The organism is Nodosilinea sp. LEGE 07298 (genome assembly GCF_015207265.1).
Lineage (GTDB): Bacteria > Cyanobacteriota > Cyanobacteriia > Phormidesmidales > Phormidesmidaceae > Nodosilinea.
The window spans coordinates 1-17,904 of the sequence record NZ_JADEXE010000129.1; the positions used below are offsets into that span (position 1 = coordinate 1).

The window sequence follows — 17,904 nt, forward strand, 5'->3', positions numbered from 1 at the left end:
TAGCAGGCACGTTCAGCCCTTGAGCATTCAAGCGCAGCATATGCGCACGGTCACGGGTCCGATAAGGAACTGTCTGAGCTTGCCGCAGTTCACTTAAGGTACGGTCTTCCTCCTCGGTCAAAATGATACGCAATGGGGCGGGCATAAGGGGGCTTTCTAGTTAACCCTCCCATCTTACGTTTAATTCAAACTCCCTACTTATTGGGCAGAGGTTTTTGGCACGATTCTGCTTTATCCCTTCATCCCCTCATCATCCAGCAAATTTATCCGTCGCCTCGATCAAAGCATGGGTAATGCCGGGTTCCAAAGCAGAATGACCAGCTTCTTGCACCATGACAAACTGGGCTTCGGGCCAGGCGCGGTGCAGTTCCCAGGCGGTAGTGGCGGGGCACACAATATCGTAGCGACCTTGCACAATGATGCCGGGGATATGACGAATGCGGTGCATCTGGCGCAAAATGTGGTCGTCAGTGTCAAAAAAGCCCCGATTGATGAAGTAGTGGCACTCAATACGGGCAAAGGCCACCGCAAACTCATCTTCGCTAAAGTGGTGCAGCAAGCCGGGGTCTGGCACAAGCTTGCTGGTGCTGGCCTCCCATACGGCCCAGGCGCGGGCGGCGACCAGGCGTTCTTCGGCATTGTCGCTGGTGAGACGGTGGTAGTAGGCCGTCACCAAGTCATCTCGCTCGGGCTCGGGAATGGGGGCAAGGTACTGCTCCCAGGCGTCGGGGTAGAGGTAGCTGGCCCCTTCCTGGTAAAACCAGCGAATTTCGCGCTGCCGCAGGGTAAAAATGCCGCGCAAAATGAGGCCAGCGCAGCGATCGGGGTGGGTTTGGGCATAGGCCAGCGCCAGGGTACTGCCCCAGCTACCGCCAAATACCATCCAGCGATCGATACCCAGGTGAGCGCGAATTTTTTCGATATCGCTAACCAAGGCCCAGGTGTTGTTGTCATCTAAGCTGGCGTGGGGAAAACTTTTGCCGCAGCCACGCTGGTCAAATAGCACAATGTGCCAACGCTCGGGGTCAAAAAACTGGCGATAGGTTGGGTTAGTGCCGCCCCCTGGCCCACCATGCAAAAATACTACGGGCCTGCCCTCAGGGTTGCCTACCTGCTCTACATAGAGATGATGCCGATCTGATACGGCCAGATATTCAGTATGGTAAGGCTCGATGGGCGGATACAGTTGGCGCATGGCAGTCGTCTAATGCGTCCAGGCTATGGGGAGAGTGAGCCACACTATAGCCCAGCTAACCTGGCTCTAGCATGGCTACTGTAGATGTCTTTCATCTCTCTCTAACGGCGGTGGCGACTGGACGGTTGAGCCTTGAGCGTCAGGTCGTAATTCCTTTAAGGTAGTCTCCCCAGGAATTACTGACGACTCCTGGGGAGAGTCTTTACCACCTGCCACTCCCCGGTGTGCGGATCGCGCTGAGTAGTAAATGGATTGCCTTTGAGGGGTTTGCTGCAGGGATTAGCCATAGCACTTACTGTTGCGGAGCTGACCCCATGGTAAGAAATGACACATTATCTACGGGTGATGGCTAGGCCTCCTTCCGGTGATGTTGCAGGTTATAACCGGTGATCCAGATCACCAAGGCTGGTTTATGGTCTGTGCTAGCTCAAAGTTGGCACTAAAGTGATGCGGTTTTTGAAATCTGCGCTAACATCCTCAAGACATATAGAGAGGACGGGCAAATAAGGCGTTAATGCTTGACCGTCTGCCGGTTCACCATCCAAGTAATGGGCAGGAGTCGTGATGGCAATGCAAGGTAATTTACTAAAGTCTGGACGATTGAGTTTAGGACAATTGGAGTTTGGCCGGGGAGCGAGCCACAGCTGGTCTGCAAAAGCGATTCGCAGAGTAATTCCGATCAGTATTGCCGCTGCTGTAGCGGTTTTAGGCATTGCCCCCTATGGGCTAAGCCAGGGCTATGAGGCAGTGCCGCCGCTGCCTGCTGGCACAATGCCGGTGCCCGGAGCGGCGGCACCCCAGGCCCCTACCAGCGGTCAACAGTATTTGATCTACGTTAACGACACTAGCGATACCACCCTCAGCCAGGTGCGGCTGGTCGAGCCGACAGCTTTTCGCACTACCTTCCAGGGGCGATCGGTGATTCAGGCTGGAAGGTTCAATATGACCGGCAACGCCCAGCAGCGGGTAACCGATTTGAGCGCTCTAGGGGTAACAGCCGAGATGGCCCAGGTGGCGGCTGCAGTGCCCTACTACGCGCAAACGTCGGCGCTGCCCAATAACGTCTATGCCTCCAATGGCGATCTGCCACCCTTGCCTGATGCAGCATTTCCCCAAGCCCCTACTACAGGGGTACTCGTACCCGCGCTGCCGCCGAATGTAGCCCAGGTGCCACCTGCTCCTGGCAATGTTGAGTTTGGCCAGGAGCTTAACTACGGTGTACCACCAGCTCCCAGTAGCGGGGTCGCTATTCCACCACCGACTGGGGCACCGCCGGTTACCGAATCGTTTAGTGCTCCCTATTACGTGGTGATTCCAACCGCCGCTAGCAATTTGGGCACCTTGAGCAGTCAGGTGATTCAGCTCGGGACTCCCCCCGATCGCGTGCAGCAGCGCGAGTCTCCCCGTGGCCCCCACATAGCCGTTGGCCCCTTTACCGATCGCGGTTTGGCCAACCGCTGGAACGACTTCTACCACGAGGCGGGCCTCAGCAACAGCCGCGTCTTTTTTCAGCGATAGAACAGGTTCAGCGCTAGGATAGCGACAAAAATCTGACAGCGGTAGAATTCTGGCAACAGTAGAATTCTTACCTTCAGGTTTGAAGGCCTGACCTATGAAATCTGAACATCGGCCCGCCACAGCACCCGTCAATGGAGCGTTGGGCGGGCCTTTTGGTAGACCGCTTGACCAGGTAGTTACCGCTGAGCAAATGCGGGGCATTGAAGGGCACCTATTTGATGCCGGTATGCCCGTGGCGGCGCTGATGGAAAAGGTGGCGGGCCGCATCACCGCCTGGCTGGTGAAACAGTTTCCGTGCCAGGGCTATCCCCGTATAGCCATTGTGGCGGGGCCAGGGCACAACGGCGGCGATGCCCTAGTCGTAGCGCGAGAATTGGCGACCCAGGGCTATGAGGTGCAGGTGTGCAGCCCTGCCGATCGCCTGAAGCCGCTGACCGCTGACCATTTAGGGTTCGTAGAATATTTGGGCATTCCAGTCGTGAAGTCAATGGCAGCGCTGGCTCCCTGCGACTTGCTGATCGACGGGCTGTTTGGCTTTGGCCTGGAGCGCCCGATTGAGAGGGCGATCGCCGATGTCGTGGCCGCCATCAACGAGATTGACTGCCCGGTGGTCAGTATTGACCTACCCTCGGGTCTGCATACCGATACAGGGGCGGTCTTGGGGACAGCGGTACGAGCCACCCATACCCTTTGCCTGGGCCTGTGGAAGCGGGCCTTTTGCCAGGATAGGGCGCTAACCTATTTGGGCCGGGCTGATCTGATTGACTTCGATATCCCCTCCCAGGCCATAGCGGCGGAATTGGCGGCAGGGCCTCCGGTGCGACGGGCAACTCTAGCGACCGTGCGAGACAAACTGCCCCTGCCCCGGCAGCCCGACACCTATAAGTATCGGGTGGGGCACCTCCTGCTGGTGGCGGGGTCGCGGCCCTACGCTGGGGCCGCGTTGTTGGCGGCCCTCGGGGCCAGGGCCAGTGGGGTGGGTATGCTCACCCTGGCGGTGCCCGAGTCGCTGCGGCTGATGGTGCTGGCCCAAATGCCCGAGGCGCTGGTGGTGGGTTGTCCAGAGACCGACAGTGGCGCGATCGCTCACCTACCCGAGGAGCTAGACCTGAGCCGCTACGATGCGATCGCCTGTGGGCCTGGCCTCAGCCGCCAGGCTATGCCCGCCGTCCAGTCTGTTTTAGATAGCGCAGCCCCCCTGCTGCTCGATGCCGATGGCCTCAACCTGCTGGCCGAGCTGGGCAGCGTGGATACGCTATCGGGCCGGGATGCCCCTACTGTAATTACGCCTCACCAGGGTGAGTTTAAGCGGCTGTTTCCCGATCAGCTGGCCGCGAGTGACGATGCAGGAGCGGCGGCCCTGGCGGCGGCGCAGCAGAGTAGCGCCCTGGTGCTGCTAAAGGGGGCCTGTACGGCGGTCGCCCATCCCTATGGCCCGCTATGGTACGTGCCCGAAAGTACCCCGGCCCTGGCCCGAGGCGGCAGCGGCGACGTGCTGACAGGTTTAATTGGTGGCCTGCTGGCCCAAACCCAGTCTGATGCCGCCGACCATCCGCTCGATTTAGCGCTGAATGCGGCCCTGGTAGGGGCCTGGTGGCACGGTCAGGCAGCCCGCAGGGCCGCCGCCGATCGCACCGAACTGGGGGTAGACGCCATTCAACTGACCCAATACCTCAACCCGGTGCTGGCCCAAATGGTAGCCTGAGGAGCGTAAGGGTTTGGTTACCAGCCTTGTTCTCATTTGACCCAATAATACTGCCCGAGGGCTTTCGCGAGGGCGTGTTGCTGCTCGCCTATCTGCTGGTGCTGATGTGGGCACTTGCCATTGTCGATTTTGTCACCGGGCGGCGGATGCTCAACCAGCTCAGCATTCGGCCCCGCAGCATTGAGGGAATACCGGGCATTGCGATCGCCCCCCTGCTCCACGGCGGCTTTGGCCACCTGGCCGCTAACTCTGGCCCCCTGGCGATTTTGGGCACCATCATTTTGCTCCAGGGCCTAGAGGTGCTGGGTCTGGTGACGGTGTTTTGCTGGCTGTTTAGCGGCGCGGGTATTTGGCTGCTGGGTCGCCCCGGCACCCGCCACCTGGGGGCCAGCGGCGTCGTGTTTGGCTACCTGGGCTATATTTTGCTGCGGGGCTATTTTGAACGCAGCCCGGCTGCGATCGCCGCTGCTGTTATCGTTGGACTGCTCTACGGCAGCGCCCTGTGGGGTCTGCTGCCACTCCAGCGGGGCAAGTCTTGGATAGGTCACGGGGCCGGGTTTGTCGCAGGTGCGATTGTCGCCCGCAAACTGCCGATTATGCTGGAATGGGTACGGTATAACTCAGGCTTTTAGCGATCGCCATTCAGTCTTTTGCGCCAAAATCGCCACTTTAAAACTCAAAATGGCCGACTCCTCTTCCCACTTCACCCCCGACGAGCTAGAGCGCTGGCGCTTTGGCCTGGCCCAGGCGAATGACAACAACATCCTCTGCCACTGCCGCGACTGCGACGAGACCTGGATGGCCTCCGACGACGAGAATCTGATCTGCGCCTGCGGCAGCCGCCGGGTCGAGCACATCCCCTGCTGGCAGTTCCCCGATGGCTGATTTCTCGGTGGCGCTGGATCTCCTCGGTGGCTGAGCGGAGTCGAAGCCACCGAGTCTCCTAGGCCAGAAACGCTACCAGAGCCTGCAATTTCTCCCAGGCAGCGCCGCTGGCGAGAATGTCTTTGGCCAGGGCAATGCCTTCAGCGATGGAGTCTTCTAGAGAATCGGCCTTCACCTTTTCGCCCACTTTCAGGGCCAGGGCTGCGTTCAGGGCTACCACATCCTGCTGGGCTTGAGTGCCTTTGCCCTGGAGCACTGCGGTCAGAATGGCGGTGTTTTCCTCTACTTCGCCGCCGCGCAGGGCGCTGAGGGGGGCCGCCGCGAGCCCCAACGACTGAGGATCGATCACAGCGCTAGTTACCTGGCCGTTTTCGACCACCGACAGGTCGGTCTTATCGCCCAGGCCCGCTTCATCGAGCCGCTCGCGCCCGTGCAGCACGATCGCCTGGGGAATACCCAACTGGTTGAGGGCCTCGGCCATCGCGGGTACTACTGCCGCATCGTAAACGCCAATCACCTGGCCAGTAGGCTGTAGTGGATTGACCAATGGCCCCAGCAGGTTAAACACTGTGCGCACTTTCAAAGTGCTACGCAGGGGTGCCACCGCCTTCATGGCTGGATGCCAGCCCCGCGCAAACAAAAACGTCACACCCACGTCATCGAGCGCCGCCTTGACCTGCGCTGGGTCGGCCCCGAGGTTAACGCCCAGGGCTTCTAGCACGTCGGCAGACCCCACCTTACTGGAGGCTGAGCGGTTGCCGTGCTTGGCCACTCTCACCCCCGCCGCCGCCGCCGCCACAAAGGCTACAGCGGTAGAAATATTAAAGGTATGCGCTCCGTCGCCGCCGGTACCACAGGTATCAATACAAGGGGTGGGGTGGTGAATTTTGCCCTCGCCGCCCAGGGACTGGCCCTGGAGCACCCGCGCCATCCCCGCCAGCTCAGCTGCAGAAACCCCTTTGGCCTGCAGCGCCGCCAGCAGCCCGCCCGATACCACCTCAGGAATGTCTTCGCTGAGCCAGCCACGCATAAGAGTTTCGGCCTGGTCTTGACTCAGCGATTCCCCCAGGATCAGACGCTGTAGTAGGGCCGACCAGTCTTGGGCAATGGCGGCGGGCATAGCTTGAGTCACGGCTTGGGCTCCTGGGTAGGGGTATAAATCTAGGGTTAGCCCCCCTATTTTCGCCCAGAACGTCCCCGAGAGCGCGAACCGTAGGCTTAAGGCGCGATCGCCCTTGGGCACCAATCTGTAGCCATAGCTCTGCCATTTCATTAGAAACGACGCCCCAGCTTTCTAGCTCAGCCTGAGCCAGAATCCTACAAATAAGCAATGATACTCATTGAGTTATCCAGGGTGGTTTGGCTCAACCCCTTCATAGGCAAGCCTTTTAAGGATTTTCGGTGATGGGGAACATTGAGAACCCTCGACAACGCATATAAAATTGCCGAATGCGCGATCGCTAACTATTTTGTAATTTTTTGTTACGTTGGAGCCGTGAAAGCAATTTGTTTCCCCTCTGGAGGTTTTTATGACCTACACACTAAGTACTTCGGCAAAGGCCTCGATGGGTTCTGTAACACCAGTTTCCAGCACCATTGCGGCCTTTAAAGGCTTGGCTACCGACGAGCAACTCGGTCTACTCTGGGTGCTGTATGAGAATATGGGCCGATCCATTACCCCCGCCGCCCCCGGTGTGGCCCGCATGCAGTTTGCAGAGGGTCTACTGACTCAGGTGCGGGCTATGGTTCCCTCTGAGCAGCTTCAGTTTATGCGCGACCTGGTTGAGCGCAAGAACACTCCAAATACGCGCGCCTACGGCATTCTGACCAACAACACCAAGCTGGCTTTCTGGTACCAGCTGGCTGAAGATATGCGGGCTGGTGCAGTCATTGCTGTTCCTGACGCCTACACCCTAACCGCCGCCGCCGTGGCTGTATTTGGGCAAATTTCCAAGCTCGACTTTAACCAGCAGATTACGGTGCTGCGGCAGGCTGTGGTCGCCATGGGCGTAGATCCCACGGCCTAAGGCGGGTAGCCAACATCGGAGTAAAACCCAATGTTCTGCGCGGTGACTGGCTCAACCAGTTACCGCTGAACGGGAACCCCAGTTTTGGTTCTCCTGTCAAAGGGTAGAAGCCTGACTAAGGCTAAGTCTCATATGCTTAGACCACTCACATTGGGAGAATGATCATGCCTACTCGTATGGCTGACGCAACCCTAGACCTGGCGGCGGTTTCCTCCGCTGTCGATCGCTACTTTGCGGGCTTCAATGCTGAAGATTACCGCGCCGTGGCAGCTCTATTTGAGGCCGATGGGGTGCTGCTAGCTCCTTTTGAAGAGCCGATTGTAGGGCCTGAGGCGATCTATGTTTACCTGCATGCCGAAGCGATTAGTATGCGCGCCACGCCAGTAGAGGTAGAGACGACACCTAACGCAGACGACACTCGGCAGGTGGTGGTTAAAGGGCACGTGAAAACACTGCTGTTTACGGTCAGCGTGCGGTGGACCTTCGTGATTACGGCAGATGATACGCTGCAATCGACCGAAATTAAGCTGCTGGCCTCGCTGCAAGAACTCATGCAGTTCGATCGGGGCCAGGAAGCGTAGGCGATAGTTACCCCCATTGGGGGTACAACCCATTCTATCCTCAGACCCCAAACCGCCAAAACTGGCGGCTTGGGGTTTATGTTGTTTTCTCAATCTAGGCAGCTTTGGGGACGGCGGCTTGGCCCCAGGCGGCGGTTAGCAGCGATCGCCCCAGGTTAAGGTGCTCGGGGGCGCACTGCCAGTCGGGGTGGGCAGTCAGCAGCAGCGATTCTAGCGATTCGGCATCGAACAGGTGCCAGACCTCGGCCCCGGTGGAACTGTCGGCGATCGCGTAGCAGTTTTCGGCTACACAGTAGATCGTCAGGCGATCGCTCATTCCAGCCGGTAGCGCCAGCTCTTGGCCAATAGTGAGGCTTCTGAACCCCCAAATGGCTTGCTTAAAGGCCTCTACACTCTGAGCGGACAACCCCGGCAGCACTCGCATGGCACGAGGGTCACCATTGGCGCAGATCCAGTAGCGGCGCAGGGGGTCAATACCCTTTAGCCAGGGAGAAACGTCGTCGAGGCGGTAGCGAGGTGCTAAAGACAGCTCAGAGAACATGACTTTACCCAAGGACGGTAAGCGACTCCTTTAGCATCGTGTAATTACCGAGGTTTTCTCAATGTGGTGACACAAAAGTATAAAAAGCTGATAGGAAGCGTTACGTTTACTGATAGGACGGCGGTTGATGGGGGATGTCGTTGTCCTGAAACTAACCGTCCCTGATGCCTTGCAGAACTGCGGCTGGCTTCGACTCCGCTCAGCCAGCGATGGTACTCAAGCTGATCCCATTCAGTTGTGCGGTCCCAAGCAAGCACCTCAGCGGGGTGGCTAGTCGGTGAACTCTCGGCTGAGGGTCGCCGTCAGCTCGGGCAGCAGCGCCGGTAAAATCAGGCTTTGGGCCAGGGGCATTTGCCCATAGGTAAACCCGTGGGGGGTCTGGCCCAGATGGGGCCGCAGCTGATCTAGGGCGTAGGGGCTGCCGTAAATAATGACGCCCTGTAGGCGATCGGCCTCGCGCAGGGCCTCTAGCCAAGTGGTCGCCAGGTGCATGAGAGCCGCCGACCCTCGAAACGGGTTGCCGCGCACAAAGAGTTGAACCAGGCTGGGCCGCAAGCGATCGCCCTGGGGCCACTGGATACATCCCTGCGTATCGATCAGCTTGAGCTGGTAGTGGTGACTCTGGGGCCAGGCGATCGCCGCCGCCGTGCGGTCCAAAAAGCGACAGCCAACCATATCATCGACCAGCACCAGGTTGTTGCCAGGGGCGGCAGCCGTGCAGGGAGACACCTGACCATGCACCGTCATTGATGCGGTGAGAATGTTGGCGGCGAGGCGGCGAGTGGCGGGCTGAGCTAAGGCCTGGAGCTGCACCGGGGGCGGCGGCAGGTGTTCCCACGCGTGGCCTGCGCCATCGGGCAGCAGGGCCGGGGCCGCCTTTTGCTTGGCTCGCCACAGGCGTTCTACGCTGGTCAAAATTCGCTCTGGGGCCAGGCGGCCTCGGTTTACCGCTTCAACCACGGCGGCGATTACCCCTTCCGGGTCGCCGGGCATGAGCAGCACATCGGCCCCGGCTTCGACCGCGAGTACTGCTGCCTCGTAGGGGCCGTAGGCGTTGGTAATCGCCCCCATAATTAGGGCATCGGTGACAATCAGGCCGTCAAAGCCCATTTGCTGGCGCAGCAGCTCGGTGAGAATGGGAGCCGAGAGCGTGGCTGGATGATGGGCATCGAGGGCAGGAATACGCAGATGAGCGGTGATAATAGCGTCTGCTCCGGCGGCGATCGCCCGCTTAAACGGCACTAGCTCTAGATCGTGGAGGCGATCGCGATCGTGGGGCAGCACCGGCAGTTCCAGGTGCGAGTCGATGGCCGTATCGCCGTGGCCGGGAAAGTGTTTGGCGGCGGTCAGCACCGGCTGGGTTTGGGTGCCGCGCAAAAAGGCCTGAGTCAGGGCGCAAACTCGCTCCAGATCGTCCCCAAAGGCCCGCACGTTGATCACCGGGTTGGCGGGGTTGTTGTTGATATCGACCGTCGGCACCAGCACCCAGTTGAGACCAATCGCTAGGGCCTCGGCAGCGGTAGCGGCTCCAAAGGCCTCGGCGTAGGCCACAGCGGTATCGAGGTCGCGATCGGCCACCGCTGACAGCGCCATCGGCGGCGGAAACCAGGTCGCGCCGCTGAAGCGCTGACCCACGCCCTCTTCTACATCGGCGGCAATCAGCAACGGAATGCGTGCCTGATTTTGGAGTGCCTGGGTTTTAAGGCCCACCTCGGCGGCACTGCCCCCCAGCAAAATGACGCCACCGACGCCTAACTCTTCGACATAGCGGGTAAGGGTGGCCAGGTCGGCCTCCCAGGCGGGGTAGCGAATTTCGTGGTCAAACAGATGGCCTGAGGCCCGCACCACCACCATCTGAGCCACCTGCTCCGCCAGCGAAAGGCTCTCGGGGGCGGGCAGCCGGGCGGTGGCGATCGCCTGACTCACTCTTCTTCCTCGGCAGAAATCGTAGGCTTAGCTGGGTCGCTGTTCTCCAGGGCTGCTTCAGGCTCGTCGGATAGGCCTTTTTCGGCTCGCTCCTGGCTGAGCTGGTTGATCAGCGACAACACTCGGGTACCGCGCTCTACGCCCAGGTCTTCTCTAAAGATGATCTCGGGGGTGCGCCGCAGCCGCAGCCGCTGGCCCAGTTCACTGCGCACAAAGCCCGTGGCCGCCTGTAGCCCCTCCATGGTTTCGGCCCTGGCCTCATCGGTGCCGTAGATGCTGACAAACACCTTGGCGTGCTGCAAATCGCCCGACACATCTACGTCGGTAACGCTGACCATGCCCGCCCCCACCCGGTCGTCTTTAATATCCAGCATCACCATCTGGCTGATTTCGCGCTTAATTAGCGAAGCCACCCGCTCAACGCGACGATTATTATTAGCCATCGGTCTGTACTCCTGAACGTAATGGCACTAACCCAGGCCCAACATGGCCCGTAGGGTAAAAGTGAGAAACAAGAACCCGGCCACCACGGCACCGACTAGGGCGATCGCCGTAGAGGGTTTCTGCAAGAGCGGCACCAGGGGCTGCGCGGCGTTAAAGAACACGCCCAGCGTAAACGAAATAAAGTAGCGGGGATAGCGAGAAACGTTGTCAAAAAAATCTTTCATGGCGGCAGGTTGGGGGGATAGAGGCCAGGGCATAGGCCAATGCGCACGCGACCCCAACGCACTGACCCTAGGTTTCTTTCGTTTTACATCCTAACCCACGACAAAACCTCAGGATGAAACCCAGATCAGACGTTGCCGCCGGGCCGAGCTTTGCTATAGTTGGGGCATTCTTCAAAGAGTACATTTGATCTTAGGCGTTTTTGGGGCGTTTTTGTGACGGCGGCACTCTCGGTTTCTACCTCTCTCTACCCACGGCCCTTTCTCAAGTGGGCCGGAGGTAAGGGGCGCTTGCTCAGGCAGTACGAGCCGTTTTTACCCCAGCGCATTGATACCTACTACGAGCCATTTTTGGGCGGTGGAGCGGTGTTTTTTCACCTGGCGGAGCGGGCCAACCGGGCAGTACTGGGAGATATTAACCCCGAGCTAGTGAATGTTTACTGCTGCGTGCGCGACCAGGTCGAGACTCTAATTCGCCACCTGTGGGATCACCAGCGGCGTCACACCCCTGACTATTACTATGAGGTGCGCCAGCGGCAGCAGCTGCGATCGCCTGTCGAGCGCGCCGCCCGGCTTATTTACCTAAACAAAACCTGCTACAACGGCCTCTACCGCGAAAATTCCCAGGGCCACTTCAATGTGCCGGTGGGTAAGTACAAAAAACCGGCCATCTGCGATCCGTCTCTGCTGCGGGCGGCCTCGGCAGCCCTGCAAATTGCCGATATTCAGACCTTTTCGTTTGAGACGCTGCTAGAGCGATCGCTGACGCCCCGCGATTTTGTCTACTTTGACCCGCCCTACCACCCGATTAGCCCCACCAGCAGCTTTACGGGCTACAGCCGCTACGGCTTTACCGGGGCCGATCAAGCTGGTCTGGCGGCGGTGTTTCGCACCCTGGCAAACCAGGGGCAGCGGGTGATGCTGTCCAACTCCGACTGTGAGTTTATCCGCGAGCTGTACCAGGGGTTTACGATGCACCCCATCTTGGCGGCGCGGGCAATCAACTCTCGGGCCGGGTGTCGGGGCAAAATTGGTGAACTTTTGATTACCGGCTGACCTAGCCGACGATGGATGCCCTCGCCCTAGCAAATGGGTTAGTTATTAGAGTGATCCAACCCCATGCGATACAGAGGCTAGCTCCGTGACCACGACCCCACCCCCCAGCACTGAACCTAAGGACCAAACCCGCGAAACCTTTCAGGCGGTAACCCAGGTGGCGCAGGCCATTGTCACCGTGCTGGATAACGTCACGGCTACCACCGGCAATGCTGTGTTGTCGAGGCTGCAGCCCTTTTTAGAGCCGATGACGGCTACCGTGGGCAGCGTGGTCGGCCCGATCGCCAACCTGCCGTTTATTCAGTACGCTACGGCGGTACCGGGTATGAGAGTGCTGCTGGCGGCACTGGGCCAGGTGAATGTAGAAGAAGTGCGATCGCAGGTGGATGAGCTGCGATCGCAGTATCCCCTCGAAGGTAAGCGCACCCTGGCCCAGCGAGTGATGGCCGAAACCGCCCTCAAAGCCGCAGGCGTGGGTCTGGCCACCAATTTTGTGCCCCCGGTAGCCTTTGCGCTCACGCTGGTTGATATTGGCGCGGTCGCCGCCCTCCAGGCCAGCATGATCTACCGCATCGCCACTATCTACGGCTATTCGCCCACCGACCACGATCGCCGGGGCGAAGTGCTGGCGATTTGGCTGCTGTCATCCACCACCGCTGGCATGGTCAAATCAGGGCTGAGCATTGCAGAAGTCATTCCGGGCCTGGGGGCTGTGCTGGGCATTGCCACCGACGCATCGCTAGTCTATAGCGTGGGTTACTTTGCCTGCCGCTACTACGAAACCAAGCGATCGGCCCCCACCGAAATCATGGTGTAAATCAGGGGTTTAACACTAAATCCTAGTTGTCTACCCCCGATTGGGTAAGGGCAAACGACCGTTTGCCCCTACGGTATACCTGTCTTGATCCGGGGGCTCTGGACTCAGACTTGGTATAAGGTGTTAAGCTCACGCCTTTGCCTTGTACCTGGCACCTTGAACCTGATACCGTCCTTCCTGATACCGTCCTTCCCTCAAACCAGCAGCTCAAACAGCCCGTCGTCGATTTCATAGCCCAGCATTTGGGTCATGAACTTGAGCCGGGTGTAGTTGGTGATGTTTTGGGAGCGCAGCCAGCGGGCGATCGCAAAAATTTTCGCCATCATAAAAATTTCCAGCGCCTCAGGGTTGTAGCGAATGCCCTCGGTGGGGCTGAACTGGTGGGGCACCAGCATGGCGGCATAGCGCCCCAGTTCCCCCGCTTCCCAATCGAGTACTAGCGGCAGCCAGGGGTACCAGGTATCTAGGCGAATGAACCACAGCCGTACCTCCGGCAGTTCCGATAGCTCTCTGGGATCGGTTGGATCGCGGCTGATGTTGACCTCAAAACGCAGGCCAATCTCCCCGTGGGGCAGCTTGCTCTCGGCCAGCAGGGGCTCAATTACCTCCCGCGCCGGGGTCAGATCTAGCGTTTGAAAATGAGACTCGTGCAGAGTAATGGTGTGGGCCATGGGGCAGTGACAGCTTGATGACAGGCGCTAATGCCTATTGTCGCAGAGGCCGTGCCATCATAGATAACGCTTTGGGCGGTGCTCCTCTGGCCACTCTGCCCCAAAGTCTGTTGTTGTAGCGTTTCTGGCGGCGGCCCCATGTCTGATTTTCCCCTGCGCGTGTGCATTATCCTGGGTACCCGACCCGAGGCCATTAAGCTAGCCCCGGTAATTCGCGCGTTTCAGCACGATTTGGCGACGCAAACCCAGGTTGTGCTCACGGGCCAGCACCGCGAAATGGTTGACCAGGTGATGGCCCTGTTTGACCTCAAAGCCGATGCCGACCTGGCCATTATGCAGCCGCAACAAACCCTCACCGACATTACTTGTCGCAGCTTGCAGGGGCTAGAGGCCCACTTTCAGGCCCAGCGGCCCGACCTAGTCATTGTGCAGGGCGATACTACCACCGCCTTTGCCGCCGCCCTGGCAGCCTTTTACCAAAAAATTCCGGTGGGTCATGTGGAAGCGGGTCTGCGCACCGACAACATTTATAGTCCCTACCCCGAGGAGGCCAACCGGCGGCTGATTTCTCAGCTCACGACGCTGCACTTTGCCCCCACCACCACCGCTGTGGGGCATCTCAAAGCAGCCGGTGTTGTCGGCGAAATTCACCATACGGGCAATACCGTCATCGATGCGCTGCTGACGGTGGCGGGCCAGCAGCCCGACTGCCCCATTGATGGCCTCAATTGGGATCAATACCGGGTGCTGCTGGCCACGGTCCACCGCCGCGAAAACTGGGGTGAACCGCTGCACGACATTGCAGCCGGGTTTTTAACCGTGCTCAACGATCAGCCCGATACTGCGCTGTTGCTGCCCCTGCACCGCAACCCGGTTGTGCGCGATCCGCTGACCAAGCTGCTGGGCAACCACCCTCGCGTGTTTCTGAGTGAACCCCTCGACTACCGGCGGTTGGTAGGCGCGATGAGCCGCTGCCACCTGCTACTTACCGACTCGGGCGGTTTGCAGGAAGAGGCCCCTGGCCTGGGTAAGCCCGTGCTGGTGCTGCGCGATACCACTGAGCGCCCGGAGGCCGTAGAGGCGGGTACCGCTCGACTAATTGGCACGAGCGCCGAGGCGATTAGCCGCCATGCCCTAGAGCTACTGACCAACGATGCCGCCTACGGAGCAATGGCCCGAGCCGTCAACCCCTTTGGCGATGGCCATGCCGCCGATCGCATTTTGGCCATTGTTAAAGCCCACCGCTGGGACAAAGTGACGACCTGAGCGGGGATGCGATCGCAGGCAAACCTTAAGTTTCCCACCCGCAAGATTGTCATGAAAATTTGACAATCAGGCCTTGGCAGTGATCTATTCATAGGTTTCTGTCAGGGCTTAATCACGTTTTTATACCTTGCAGGCATCTAGCCTAAAGCCGGTGAATAGGCGCGATCGCCGGTTTTAACATAGAAATAAGCTTGAAGCCCTGTGACCAGTATCACAGACTAGTTTCCGCAGTATCACGGTGTCGGGTTAGCAAATCTCACACTTCACGAAAACTTGATACAGCTACATTAGAACTTAACCCGCTGGTCATCTACCCAGAGTTATGCCTTCTCTCCCTCCATCAGAAACGCAGCAGTTTAACCGCGATGTGCAGTTTTTGCTTAAACCCAACAACCCCCACGCGCGATCGCTGCTGGCGTTTATCAAGCGCACCATTCACCAGTTTGGGCTGCAAGTCTATATCACCGAAATTGATATTTTTGTCGAAGCCTACCTGCGGGGAGTGAGGTATACCCAGCAAAATCAGGAGCACATTCGCCAGCCCAAGGCGTGGATGCGGCGCACCGCTTACAACATCATTCGCGAGTGCAAGCGCGATCGCCTGCGCTATTCCGCTGCTGCCTTTGACGAACTCATGCATCAAGAGCCAGCGGAGGCCGACGGTGCCGCCCCCGGAGCGGTAGACGATGAAGCGATTGGCCAGGCCATCGATGCGGTGCTACAAGCTCTAGAAGTACTCTCACCGGGCGATCGCAACCTGATTCAATGGAAGGTGGTAGAAGGCCTGACCTGGACCCAGGTGCAGACCCGTCTGGTAGCCGAAGGAGAAGACCGCGTTTCTCAAGCCACCCTGCGCAAGCGAGGTCAGCGAGCCCTAGAGCGTCTGCGGCGGGCCTACCACGTCTTCGGTGCTCCTGGTTCCTCCAGCCTCAACGATGACCTATCGGATCATCCTGACTCTATGGATTAATGGAATTAGCGGTATGGGTTTGCCGAGGGCGGCGGGCAAAGACTGCTTTGATAAGCGATCGCAAGGACGGTTTTTTCGCCAAACAGGTACGCCAAATGGCTGAATCGCTACCGTTCATCAAACCAGCAAAATCGTCCACCAGGGAATACTTAATCAAAGCTGGGGAGTAAACTTGACTGAGGCCCTAATATGGATCCTTCAACGTCGGATCGTTAGATATTGTTTGATGTTTGGCCGCAGGGATGCCCACGGCAGTTAACCGCCGTCTAAACACCGTCTAAACTTGGTGAAACCTGAACGTTACATGGCCAATACCGCTAGCTCTTCCGATGCCCTATTCCCGGTTCGCGCTGGGAACATTGCCCAGCCAGTGCAAAGCAGCCCAGACAACCCTTTAGAAAACACTCTAGAAAGCAGCTCAGAAAATCCTTCAGAGACCACTTTAGAAGGTCGCCTAGAGCAAACCTTTACGCTGACATTTTGGGGCGTTCGCGGCAATATTCCCGCCCCAGGGGCAGATACGGTGCGCTACGGCGGCAACACCGCCTGCGCAGAAGTCTTGGTAGGCGGTCAGCAGCTGATTTTTGACGGTGGCAGCGGGCTGCGAGTGCTGGGCTGCCATCTGATGCAGCAGAGCCAGCCCGTAGAGGCTCACCTATTTTTTACCCACACCCACTGGGATCGGATTCAGGGCTTTCCGTTCTTTGCGCCCGCCTTTGTGCCCACGACTCAGCTCCATATCTACGGTGCCCCGGCCCTCAATGGGGCCTCCATCAAGCAGCGCCTGACGGATCAAATGCTGCGGCCCAATTTCTTTAAGCCCCTGCAAACCATGGCGGCCACCATGGCCTTTCACAATATTGCCGCTGGCGACTCCATCCCCCTCGGCGATGTGATGATAGAAACCTGGAGCTTAAATCGCCAAACCAGCGCCCTGGGTTATCGCGTTAGCTGGCAAGACCGGGTGCTGGTCTATGCCACCGACACCGACCCCACCCAAACCAGCCTTGACCCTAATCTGTTGATGCTGGCCAGCGGGGCCGATGTACTGATTTTAGACGGCACTTACGCCGATACGGCCTACTCAGACCCCAGTGGCTCAGAGCTAGCGCCGTGGCATTTAGGCATTGAATTGGCCCAGGCGAGCCAGGTCAAGCATCTGGTGCTGTTTCACCACAACCCCTGCCACAGTGATGACCAGCTCGACCAGATCGAGCGCCAGGTGCAGACTAGTTTTGCCCCTACCCGTTTGGCTCGCGAGGGCATGACCCTAGACCTGATTAAGGGCTAGCGGCGCAGCCTTCCTCTCGGTGCATTGCTGCGCGAATGCACTTTAGGCGGAATGGCACTGAATTAGAACTGGTGGGTAGTGCCCGCCCTAGGGCAAATCAAGGCTTTCGGCGTTGGCCTAACTGGGTGGGTCTTGGACCATTGCAAAACGTTTATTTCAGTGACAGTCCTCTCTAGGTAGGCTGGAGCAGGTCGCCGCGCACCCAGCCAGTGGTGCCATCGTAAATAACCTGGTACCAAATAAAGCCATCCTCTGGGTTGCCCACCCGGTCTAGCACATCTACGACGGCGCGGCGGGGGGCGGTGCCCACAATGGTGCTGCCCAGGCGCGGACCCGATCGCAGCCGAGCGGCTTCGGCAGAGAGCACTAGGGCCGGGGTGCCGGGGGCAAAGTTGTTGCCGCGAAAGTCGCTGGGGCCAGAGGGTACCCCCACCACAGCGTTAAAGCCGGGTTCTTGCAGCACGACGCTGCCATCGGCGGCGATAATTTCTAGCTCGGTTTCGCCCTGTACATTGATGCGGGCAAAGCGATCGGCCTCACCTCGGGTGGTGGTGTAAACGGTTTGGTCGCGGGTGCTGGGCACTAGCTGGGCGGGCGCAGCCCGAACTTCGACAACATCGGTAGCCTTGTTGTAGAGGTTCATAAACAGATCGGCATCGCTGCGGTAAACGCGCACCGCCATCGTCGCCGTTTCGAAGTAGAGCACCGTTTCAACAATGCCTGCTTGGGCCAGCAGCGTATTGTGTAACCCTATGGTTGGGGGCAGGGCCGTGGGGGCTGTAGCCAGGGC

19 protein-coding genes are annotated in these 17,904 nt (G+C 58.9%); 11 read left to right on the forward strand and 8 right to left on the reverse strand.

Translation table 11 applies throughout. The annotated features are described in order from the left end of the window. Positions 1-250: 250 nt before the first annotated feature. Entirely contained in the window at positions 251-1,195 is a 945-nt protein-coding gene (gene pip, locus IQ273_RS17700; RefSeq protein ID WP_194024490.1) for a prolyl aminopeptidase, read from the reverse strand. Positions 1,196-1,765: 570 nt separating this feature from the next. Between pip and IQ273_RS17705 the strand changes: the two genes are divergently transcribed. From IQ273_RS17705 to IQ273_RS17720, 4 genes are all read left to right on the forward strand, one after another. Continuing rightward, positions 1,766-2,713: a hypothetical protein gene (locus IQ273_RS17705; RefSeq protein WP_194024491.1), complete on the forward strand. Its 948-nt coding sequence runs from the start codon at positions 1,766-1,768 to the stop codon at positions 2,711-2,713. A gap of 94 nt (positions 2,714-2,807) precedes the next feature. Continuing rightward, positions 2,808-4,418, forward strand: a complete 1,611-nt coding sequence (locus tag IQ273_RS17710) for an NAD(P)H-hydrate dehydratase (RefSeq protein ID WP_194024492.1) — start codon at positions 2,808-2,810, stop codon at positions 4,416-4,418. A gap of 26 nt (positions 4,419-4,444) precedes the next feature. Then, positions 4,445-5,050 (forward strand): rhomboid family intramembrane serine protease, encoded by a 606-nt coding sequence (locus IQ273_RS17715; RefSeq protein ID WP_228053291.1) that lies wholly within the window; start codon positions 4,445-4,447, stop codon positions 5,048-5,050. A 49-nt stretch (positions 5,051-5,099) separates the two neighbouring features. Further along, complete coding sequence (locus IQ273_RS17720; protein ID WP_194024493.1) at positions 5,100-5,303, forward strand: hypothetical protein; 204 nt, start codon at positions 5,100-5,102, stop codon at positions 5,301-5,303. Between the two features lie 58 nt (positions 5,304-5,361). Here IQ273_RS17720 and trpD read toward each other — a convergent pair whose 3' ends face one another. Further along, entirely contained in the window at positions 5,362-6,423 is a 1,062-nt protein-coding gene (gene trpD / locus IQ273_RS17725) for an anthranilate phosphoribosyltransferase (RefSeq protein WP_194024508.1), read from the reverse strand. Between the two features lie 409 nt (positions 6,424-6,832). On the opposite strand from trpD, the gene IQ273_RS17730 reads away from it, so the two are divergent. Next, positions 6,833-7,330 (forward strand): orange carotenoid protein N-terminal domain-containing protein, encoded by a 498-nt coding sequence (locus IQ273_RS17730; RefSeq protein ID WP_194024494.1) that lies wholly within the window; start codon positions 6,833-6,835, stop codon positions 7,328-7,330. A 164-nt stretch (positions 7,331-7,494) separates the two neighbouring features. Beyond that, entirely contained in the window at positions 7,495-7,911 is a 417-nt protein-coding gene (locus tag IQ273_RS17735) for a nuclear transport factor 2 family protein (RefSeq protein WP_194024495.1), read from the forward strand. A 94-nt stretch (positions 7,912-8,005) separates the two neighbouring features. Here IQ273_RS17735 and IQ273_RS17740 read toward each other — a convergent pair whose 3' ends face one another. The 4 genes from IQ273_RS17740 to IQ273_RS17755 form a co-directional block, all read right to left on the reverse strand. Continuing rightward, a complete protein-coding gene (locus IQ273_RS17740; RefSeq protein ID WP_194024496.1) occupies positions 8,006-8,452 on the reverse strand; it encodes a hypothetical protein in 447 nt (148 codons plus the stop codon). Between the two features lie 270 nt (positions 8,453-8,722). Further along, positions 8,723-10,378 carry a glycoside hydrolase family 3 N-terminal domain-containing protein gene (locus IQ273_RS17745; protein WP_194024497.1) on the reverse strand — a complete coding sequence of 552 codons (1,656 nt, stop codon included), beginning with the start codon at positions 10,376-10,378 and terminating at the stop codon, positions 8,723-8,725. Continuing rightward, the gene (rbfA, locus tag IQ273_RS17750) at positions 10,375-10,821 is read right to left on the reverse strand and encodes a 30S ribosome-binding factor RbfA (RefSeq protein ID WP_194024498.1); all 447 of its coding nucleotides are present in this window, start codon (positions 10,819-10,821) and stop codon (positions 10,375-10,377) included. Before rbfA ends, IQ273_RS17745 begins: the two co-directional genes overlap by 4 nt. 27 nt (positions 10,822-10,848) lie before the next feature. Continuing rightward, a complete protein-coding gene (locus tag IQ273_RS17755; protein ID WP_194024499.1) occupies positions 10,849-11,046 on the reverse strand; it encodes a DUF751 family protein in 198 nt (65 codons plus the stop codon). A gap of 213 nt (positions 11,047-11,259) precedes the next feature. On the opposite strand from IQ273_RS17755, the gene IQ273_RS17760 reads away from it, so the two are divergent. Together IQ273_RS17760 and IQ273_RS17765 are read left to right on the forward strand one after the other, a co-directional pair. Beyond that, positions 11,260-12,099 (forward strand): DNA adenine methylase, encoded by an 840-nt coding sequence (locus IQ273_RS17760; protein WP_194024500.1) that lies wholly within the window; start codon positions 11,260-11,262, stop codon positions 12,097-12,099. Between the two features lie 85 nt (positions 12,100-12,184). Further along, positions 12,185-12,916, forward strand: a complete 732-nt coding sequence (locus IQ273_RS17765) for an EcsC family protein (RefSeq protein WP_194024501.1) — start codon at positions 12,185-12,187, stop codon at positions 12,914-12,916. A 194-nt stretch (positions 12,917-13,110) separates the two neighbouring features. Here the strand turns inward: IQ273_RS17765 and IQ273_RS17770 are convergent, their stop codons facing one another. Next, the gene (locus IQ273_RS17770; protein WP_194024502.1) at positions 13,111-13,587 is read right to left on the reverse strand and encodes a CRR6 family NdhI maturation factor; all 477 of its coding nucleotides are present in this window, start codon (positions 13,585-13,587) and stop codon (positions 13,111-13,113) included. Between the two features lie 138 nt (positions 13,588-13,725). On the opposite strand from IQ273_RS17770, the gene wecB reads away from it, so the two are divergent. The 3 genes from wecB (at position 13,726) to IQ273_RS17785 (ending at position 17,114) form a co-directional block, all read left to right on the forward strand. Further along, the gene (gene wecB / locus IQ273_RS17775) at positions 13,726-14,853 is read left to right on the forward strand and encodes a non-hydrolyzing UDP-N-acetylglucosamine 2-epimerase (protein ID WP_194024503.1); all 1,128 of its coding nucleotides are present in this window, start codon (positions 13,726-13,728) and stop codon (positions 14,851-14,853) included. A gap of 322 nt (positions 14,854-15,175) precedes the next feature. Then, positions 15,176-15,823, forward strand: a complete 648-nt coding sequence (locus IQ273_RS17780) for an RNA polymerase sigma factor (RefSeq protein WP_194024504.1) — start codon at positions 15,176-15,178, stop codon at positions 15,821-15,823. 304 nt (positions 15,824-16,127) lie between these two features. Then, a complete protein-coding gene (locus IQ273_RS17785; RefSeq protein ID WP_194024505.1) occupies positions 16,128-17,114 on the forward strand; it encodes an MBL fold metallo-hydrolase in 987 nt (328 codons plus the stop codon). Positions 17,115-17,286: 172 nt separating this feature from the next. On the opposite strand, the gene IQ273_RS17790 is transcribed toward IQ273_RS17785, so the two are convergent. Then, positions 17,287-17,904: SH3 domain-containing protein (locus IQ273_RS17790; RefSeq protein WP_194024506.1), on the reverse strand; the 618-nt coding region annotated here is incomplete at its 5' end.

Bases quoted from the DNA above. Each gene is read 5' to 3' on its own strand.
- IQ273_RS17740 (WP_194024496.1), bottom strand. From the start codon at position 8,452: ATGTTCTCTGAGCTGTCTTTAGCACCTCGCTACCGCCTCGACGACGTT.
- IQ273_RS17710 (WP_194024492.1), top strand. From the start codon at position 2,808: ATGAAATCTGAACATCGGCCCGCCACAGCACCCGTCAATGGAGCGTTG.
- IQ273_RS17770 (WP_194024502.1), bottom strand. From the start codon at position 13,587: ATGGCCCACACCATTACTCTGCACGAGTCTCATTTTCAAACGCTAGAT.
- IQ273_RS17780 (WP_194024504.1), top strand. From the start codon at position 15,176: ATGCCTTCTCTCCCTCCATCAGAAACGCAGCAGTTTAACCGCGATGTG.
- rbfA (WP_194024498.1), bottom strand. From the start codon at position 10,821: ATGGCTAATAATAATCGTCGCGTTGAGCGGGTGGCTTCGCTAATTAAG.
- IQ273_RS17720 (WP_194024493.1), top strand. From the start codon at position 5,100: ATGGCCGACTCCTCTTCCCACTTCACCCCCGACGAGCTAGAGCGCTGG.
- trpD (WP_194024508.1), bottom strand. From the start codon at position 6,423: ATGCCCGCCGCCATTGCCCAAGACTGGTCGGCCCTACTACAGCGTCTG.
- pip (WP_194024490.1), bottom strand. From the start codon at position 1,195: ATGCGCCAACTGTATCCGCCCATCGAGCCTTACCATACTGAATATCTG.
- IQ273_RS17735 (WP_194024495.1), top strand. From the start codon at position 7,495: ATGCCTACTCGTATGGCTGACGCAACCCTAGACCTGGCGGCGGTTTCC.
- IQ273_RS17755 (WP_194024499.1), bottom strand. From the start codon at position 11,046: ATGAAAGATTTTTTTGACAACGTTTCTCGCTATCCCCGCTACTTTATT.
- IQ273_RS17705 (WP_194024491.1), top strand. From the start codon at position 1,766: ATGCAAGGTAATTTACTAAAGTCTGGACGATTGAGTTTAGGACAATTG.
- wecB (WP_194024503.1), top strand. From the start codon at position 13,726: ATGTCTGATTTTCCCCTGCGCGTGTGCATTATCCTGGGTACCCGACCC.
- IQ273_RS17730 (WP_194024494.1), top strand. From the start codon at position 6,833: ATGACCTACACACTAAGTACTTCGGCAAAGGCCTCGATGGGTTCTGTA.
- IQ273_RS17785 (WP_194024505.1), top strand. From the start codon at position 16,128: ATGGCCAATACCGCTAGCTCTTCCGATGCCCTATTCCCGGTTCGCGCT.